Origin of the sequence: Pseudoalteromonas 'SMAR', assembly GCF_048515945.1 — a bacterium.
In the GTDB taxonomy this organism is placed as follows: domain Bacteria; phylum Pseudomonadota; class Gammaproteobacteria; order Enterobacterales; family Alteromonadaceae; genus Pseudoalteromonas.
This window is the reverse complement of the sequence record NZ_JBLWMW010000048.1, coordinates 22,895-29,401: the sequence shown is the minus strand read 5'-3', so window position 1 is coordinate 29,401 and position 6,507 is coordinate 22,895. Positions and strand designations below refer to the sequence as shown.

Genomic DNA, 6,507 nt, shown 5'->3' with positions numbered 1-6,507 from the left:
GACAGAGTGGTAAAGACAACCTTTGGGCACACATCCCTGTGGAGGGCTTCCGGCTTGACGTCCATGCCTCGCGTTTATTGCGCTGCGAAGCAGTGCTTCGGTCGCAATTCACCCATGTGTCTCTCTATGAAAAGAATGAGAACATCGCCAGGGCCTTATAAGTAGGTCGATGAAAGACATTCATCCATGAATCTCATCGACATTAGTACTTCCTTGTACGTCAAACCCCGATTCGAAAGAGTCGGGGTTTTTTGCGTTTAGCGCACAATAAAAAGCGCGGGGTAAACCCGCGCCTACAAAATCTAAACAGCCTTGAGAGCAATGTAGACAGAGTGGTAAAGACAACCTTTGGGCACACATCCCTGTGGAGGGCTTCCGGCTCGGTGTCCATACCTCGCGTTCACTGCGCTGCGAAGCGGTGCTTCGGTCGCAGTTCACCCTTGTACGTCAAACCCGTTGTAGCAATGCAGCGGTTTTTTGCGTTTAGCGCATAATAAAAAGCGCGGGGTAAACCCGCGCCTGCCAGGTAGGGTTAACTCTGTGGGAGATGGGTTGCTATATTACCCGTGAGAAGCGAGTGTTTTTAACTTGCTTTTGTAAGTAGGCGTCAAAGCACATGCAGATAATTCGAATAAATAAGTTACCGCTACTGGTGACTTTAATTGACTGCTTCGTGACTTCCACTAGGCCATCGGCGCATAGGGGAGCGAGAGCTGCTAGGCTGTCTGCAAAGTAGTGTTCGAAGTCAATGGCAAATTGTTGTTCAATTTCGCTTTTATCTAGTTCGAAGTGACAGATTAATTGCTTAATAACCGTGGCTCGAATTTCGTCGTCGGCACTCAGTGTAATGCCCTTGGTGATGGCACATTGCTTTTCTGTTAGTGCTTGATAATAGAGTTTCAGCTCTTTTTCATTTTGCAGGATCATGTGACCTATCTGAGAAATAGAAGAAACACCTAACCCTAGTAAATCACAGTCTCCATGGGTGGTGTAGCCTTGGAAGTTACGGTGTAAATGGCCTTCATTTTGTGCCACCGCAAGCTCATCAGTTTGTTTTGCAAAATGATCCATACCTATAAATTGGTAACCTGCAGCATCCATTTGTTCTAGGGTTTGTTTAAATATGGCGAGTTTGTCTGCCGCGCTTGGCATATCGGCTTCTTTTAGCTTACGTTGTGCAGCAAAACGCTCTGGTAAGTGAGCATAATTAAATACTGATACTCTATCAGGGGAAAGGGCAATTAGCTGTTCAATGGTTTTCTTATAGCTGCTAACCGTTTGGAATGGCAAGCCATAGATCATATCCATGTTAATGGATTTAAAGCCCAGAGTACGGGCTTGGTTTAACACTGCCAATACTTCGTCAAGGTGTTGTGGCCGGTTTACTGCACGTTGAACATCATCATTGAAATCCTGTACACCGAATGAGACACGATTAAACTCAAGGGTTTTTAAATGATTGAGCATATCTGGCGCCAAGGAGCGGGGGTCGATTTCAATGCCCCGCTGTGCTGTTGGGGCAAAATTAAAGGCTGCATTTAACATGCTCACTAAGCGTGACATTTGTGCTGTAGTCAAAAATGTCGGAGTGCCACCACCAAGGTGCAGTTGCTCCACTGTGTAATCTGCAAAATAAGGTGCTTTGGCGGCAATTTCTTGTGCTAAGTAATCCAGATATACGTCAGCTTTAGATTGATGGCGAGTAATAATTTTATTACAGCCACAGTAGTAGCACAGCTGATGACAAAATGGGATATGAATGTATAACGAGAGTGCGTTTGAGTCTGAGCCTTGTATGGCTGCTGTTAAGTCGTTTTCACTATATCCAGCTTCTAATGACAGCGCCGTAGGGTATGAAGTATATCTCGGGCCAGAAATGTTGTATTTGTTGATTAGGGATTGATCCCAGATAGGTAAGTTTTTCACGATACGCACTCTCAGTTAAGGTTGAGAGCCGTAGTGTACTGAGTATGGTCGCGGTTGATGTTGCCTCAGATCAAAACACGCTGCGATTATTACAGCGTGTTTTCTCTGAGAGATTGCTTACAGTTTGAACTGGTTAACGGTGGCGTTAAGGGCTTTGGCGAGATCATTAAGATCACGGGATTCATCAGCCAGCACATTGGCGTGATTCGCGGTGCTGTTGACCAGTTCATTGATTTGGTTAAGGCTGTTATTAATGTCCTCAGCGACGACCGTTTGTTGCTCAGTCGATGTTGCAATTTGATGACTTTGGTCCTGCACCGTGGTCACAGATTCGGTGATCTCTTTTAAGGCATTGAGAACCGCTTGTGTTTCTTCTACCGTGCCTTCAGCTCTATCCTGACCCTGCTGCATCATTACTGAGGCTTTTTGGGCAATTTGCTGTAGTCGTGAAATCATATTACGAATATCGTCTGTTGACTCTTGTGTGCGACTGGCCAGCGATCTTACTTCGTCAGCAACAACGGCAAATCCGCGGCCTTGCTCGCCGGCTCTAGCTGCCTCTATGGCGGCATTTAGAGCAAGTAAATTGGTTTGCTCGGCAATGCCATTAATAACATCAATAACGGCACCGATACTGTTTGTCTCTTGCTCAAGGCCAGAGACTACCTTGGCAGCTTCACCGATGTGCAAAGCCAGCTCTGTCATGACTTCCTGTGCTTGAGAAGAACGACCGGCACCATCGTTGGTAATGCGCTGTACAGCATCAGCAGCCTGGTTGGTTTCTTGGGCGTTACGAGAGATCTCTGTCACGGTAGCTGCCATTTCTGTTACTGCGGCACTGACACTATCCACTTGTTCTTTCTCGCGCTGAATCTCACTGTTGGTGTTATTCGATACTTCGCGTAACTGTGCTGAAGCATTGCTAAGTTGCTCTGCTTGGGCAGCCGTATCCAGCATCATGGCTCTGAGTTTATCGATAAAGGTGTTCATGTGCCGTGCTAGCTGACCGACTTCATCGTTGCTAGAAATATCAATTCTACGAGTGAGATCTCCCTCACCAGAAGCAATGTCGCGCATCGTATCAGTGAGCGCATCGATAGGCTTGGTAATCATTTGTGTGGCAAGCAAAATCATCACCACAATAATAGCAAGAATGATAATAACCACAGTAACGGTACTCATTACCGCGTCATTGACCGGCTCATCAATTAAAGAGACTGGGATCATTAAGCCTACATGCCAGTCCAATAATGGGTTATCGAGGGTGACATTATCAAACACCACATAGTACTGCTGGCCTTTGAAATTAACCATCGCCGAGCCCGCGCTTTGGTTACTCATGGCGGTATTTAAACCATTAAAGCCTGAAGTATCGGCAAACTGAGACTCTAAACCATCTAAGCCTTGTTTGCCCTTATCTCCCTCATCGGTGGTGGACAAGCGGTGCCCTGTACGCTCGGATAAGTGGACGACGTTAAGGTCGCTATCGAGTAAAAAGCCAAAGCCTTCACCATGAAATTTAATGTCCTCTACCATATCGTTTAAACGGTTGATTTGGAGATCGACACCGCCCATGGCGATGAGTTTACCGCTGTCATTGTATACTGGTTGGCGGATCACCGCTGAAACATCGCCAGTATTAATGTCGGTGGCGATGGGGCCAACATATAATTGTCCCACGTCTAGGGTATCTTGCCACCAAGGACGCTTATAGGCGTAATAAGGGCGACCATCTGAGTAGGCTGAGGTGCGATTATTCTCTTTGAAGTATTCGCCAGTAGTGGCAGAAGCGATAAAGGCGGAAAGAATATTTTCATCGCCTTTAGCAATTCTCACCAAGTCTTCATTCATCGATTGGTAGTCTTTATCATTGCTTAAGTTAGCACCTCGAATGGTGTAATTCTCAAACCAATGAATGGTGTGTGGAGTAGACACAAAGGTTTCCACCACTTTACCGTAGCGCGCAAAGAAAGCTTCCATGGCTAGCTTTTCAGCCTGAATGTAACTTTGCGCTTCACGCTCAATGCCATCTCTTGAAAGGGTCGCGATATGGCTGACGAAGAAACTGGATGCGATGATTAATAAAATAGAAATGGTGCCGCCAATCAGCAGCAAAATCTTCTTTTTTAGGGATAGATTATCAAGCATGACATGTTCTTTTTATTAGCTAATGCAAACTGTAATAAAACCATAGATAAAAGAATAACGCTACTGTTTGCGCCGATTGATTTTACAGAGATAATAAAAAGTAACTAAAAATATGGGAAAGCATAATGACAGCGAAAGACAAACCAAAAGTAGTGGTGCTGGGCGCGGGTTGGTTAGGCCAAGAATTGTGTCTGCAATTGCAAGCGTCTGGTTGCCAGGTTGAGGGAACCCGGACTACAGCAAATAATGCATATCCTTGGAGTAGAGTACTGCGCTTAGAGCAACAACAGCTTGAGCATACCCTGTCATTGCAGCAAGCCTATTGGGTTTGCGCTATCCCACCACGAGCCAGAAAAGCCGACAGCAACTATCTAGCTACTTTGAAGCAGTCAATAGAGTTAGCCCAGCAGATGTCAGCCAAAGGCTTTTTATTGTGCTCCAGTACCGGCGTTTATAGCACTGACGCAGGTCACTATGATGAGCAAGGAGAGTTGGCCAGTAAAGCCAGTACTCGTATCAATGTTCTTAGAAGTGCCGAAGAGCTGGTGCTACAACAGGGTGGCAAAGTGTTGCGCTTAGCTGGATTACAAGGTCCTAACCGAGAGCCTGGACGGTTTGTCGCTGGTAAAGCGTTATCAAGTTCTAGCAATGCTCGGGTCAATATGGTTGAGCGTCAAGACGTGATAGACGCCATATCTAGCGTATTAATGCAGTGGCAACAAGCACAATCCATTTACAATGTTTGCTACCCTGCACACCCCACCCGCGAGGACTATTATCGCTATCATTGTCAGCAACAAGGCACAGCAATGCCGAGCTTTGCTGCCACTGACAACGTGGACCGAGTGATCCAAGCTCAGGCGATCACTGAGCTTGGTTTTAGCTATCGTTACCCAATTTATTGTGAGGGTAGCATACCGCTAGGAAGTAAATGAGCCAGTGCTGCCGTGCCTAACAGGTCATTAGCTAACTCGATATCTGGCGCGAAATAGCGATCTTTGTCATAAAAGTCGACTTTATTGCGTAAAATCTGCAGTGCTTGTTGCACCTTATCGGATGGCTTTAATGGGGCTCTAAAGTCCAGCCCTTGCCCTGCCGCCAAGAACTCTACCGCTAATACGCCTTGGGTATTATCGGCCATCTCTTGCAAGCGGCGCGCAGCAAAGGTTGCCATTGATACGTGATCTTCCTGGTTCGCCGAAGTTGGCAAGCTATCAACACTGCCTGGATGCGCCAGCGTTTTATTCTCAGAAGCCAGCGCGGCAGCGGTGACTTGCGCAATCATAAAGCCTGAGTTAACGCCGCCATTGTTGACTAAAAATGCTGGTAACTTTGATAAGCTAGAATCAATCAGTAACGCGATACGTCGTTCGGCTAAGGCGCCAATTTCTGCAATGGCAAGCGCTAAGTTGTCGGCCGCCATGGCAATCGGTTCGGCATGAAAGTTACCGCCGGAAATAATATCACCGGCATCGGCAAACACCAGTGGGTTGTCAGTAACGCCATTAGACTCGACCAAAATCACTTCAGCTGCTTGTCGTAGCTGAGTAAGGCAGGCACCTAACACCTGAGGTTGGCAGCGTAAGCAATAAGGGTCTTGCACTTTTTCGCAGTCAACATGAGCATCGCTGATCTCAGAGCGAGCTTGCAAGATGTCGCGAAATGCCGCTGCAGTATCGATTTGCCCTTGTTGACCGCGCACAGCATGGATACGCTCATCAAAGGGCGCGCGGCTGCCCATGGCCGCTTCAATGCTCATGGCGCCTACGACACAGCTTTGCGCATAAAGATCTTCTGCTCGGAAAAGGCCCTGTAATGCAAAGGCGGTAGACGCTTGTGTGCCATTCAGCAGCGCTAAGCCTTCTTTGGCCGCTAAGGTTAGCGGCTCAAGCCCAGCGATTCTTAAGCCTTGTTTGGCATCCATTAGTTCGCCTTGATGGCGCACTTGGCCTTCACCTAAAAGTGGCAGGCACATGTGCGATAAGGGCGCTAAGTCACCAGATGCCCCCACCGATCCTTTTTTGGGCACGCAAGGGTAGACTTCGGCATTGACTAATGCCGCTAAGAACTCAATCACTTTAAGACGGATCCCAGAAAAGCCCCGGGATAAAGAGTTAATTTTTAGTACCATCATCAGCCGCACGGTACTGTCATCCATTAGCTCACCGATCCCCGCTGCGTGAGACAGCACTATGGAGCGTTGCAATAATTCGAGCTCGTCTTGAGCGATTTTAGTGTTCGCAAGGAGGCCAAAACCGGTGTTAATACCATACACTGTTCGACCTTCCTTAATCACTTGCTGAACAGTATCGGCACTGTTGGCAATCGCCGCAGTGGCTGACTCATCGAGGCTGAGATTAACCGGCTGTTGATTAATTTGACGTAACGCTGCGAGCGTCAATTGGCCTGGGATTAAATTCAGTGAGTACATAC

At 47.2% G+C, this 6,507-nt stretch carries 4 protein-coding genes; 1 reads left to right on the top strand and 3 read right to left on the bottom strand.

Annotated features, from left to right (window positions below; translation table 11 throughout):
- Positions 1–555: 555 nt before the first annotated feature.
- Both hemN and ACNKW2_RS16605 read right to left on the bottom strand, forming a co-directional pair.
- Entirely contained in the window at positions 556–1,926 is a 1,371-nt protein-coding gene (gene hemN, locus ACNKW2_RS16610) for an oxygen-independent coproporphyrinogen III oxidase (protein WP_419149558.1), read from the bottom strand.
- 117 nt (positions 1,927–2,043) lie between these two features.
- Positions 2,044–4,074, bottom strand: coding sequence for a methyl-accepting chemotaxis protein (locus ACNKW2_RS16605; protein WP_419149557.1), 2,031 nt, complete (start codon positions 4,072–4,074; stop codon positions 2,044–2,046).
- Between the two features lie 125 nt (positions 4,075–4,199).
- Here ACNKW2_RS16605 and ACNKW2_RS16600 point away from each other — a divergent pair, with 125 nt between their 5' ends.
- Positions 4,200–5,009 (top strand): Rossmann-fold NAD(P)-binding domain-containing protein, encoded by an 810-nt coding sequence (locus ACNKW2_RS16600; RefSeq protein ID WP_419149556.1) that lies wholly within the window; start codon positions 4,200–4,202, stop codon positions 5,007–5,009.
- Here the strand turns inward: ACNKW2_RS16600 and hutH are convergent.
- On the bottom strand, positions 4,973–6,505 hold the full coding sequence (gene hutH, locus ACNKW2_RS16595) for a histidine ammonia-lyase (RefSeq protein ID WP_336568467.1): 1,533 nt from the start codon (positions 6,503–6,505) through the stop codon (positions 4,973–4,975). The genes ACNKW2_RS16600 and hutH overlap by 37 nt on opposite strands.
- Positions 6,506–6,507: the final 2 nt, after the last annotated feature.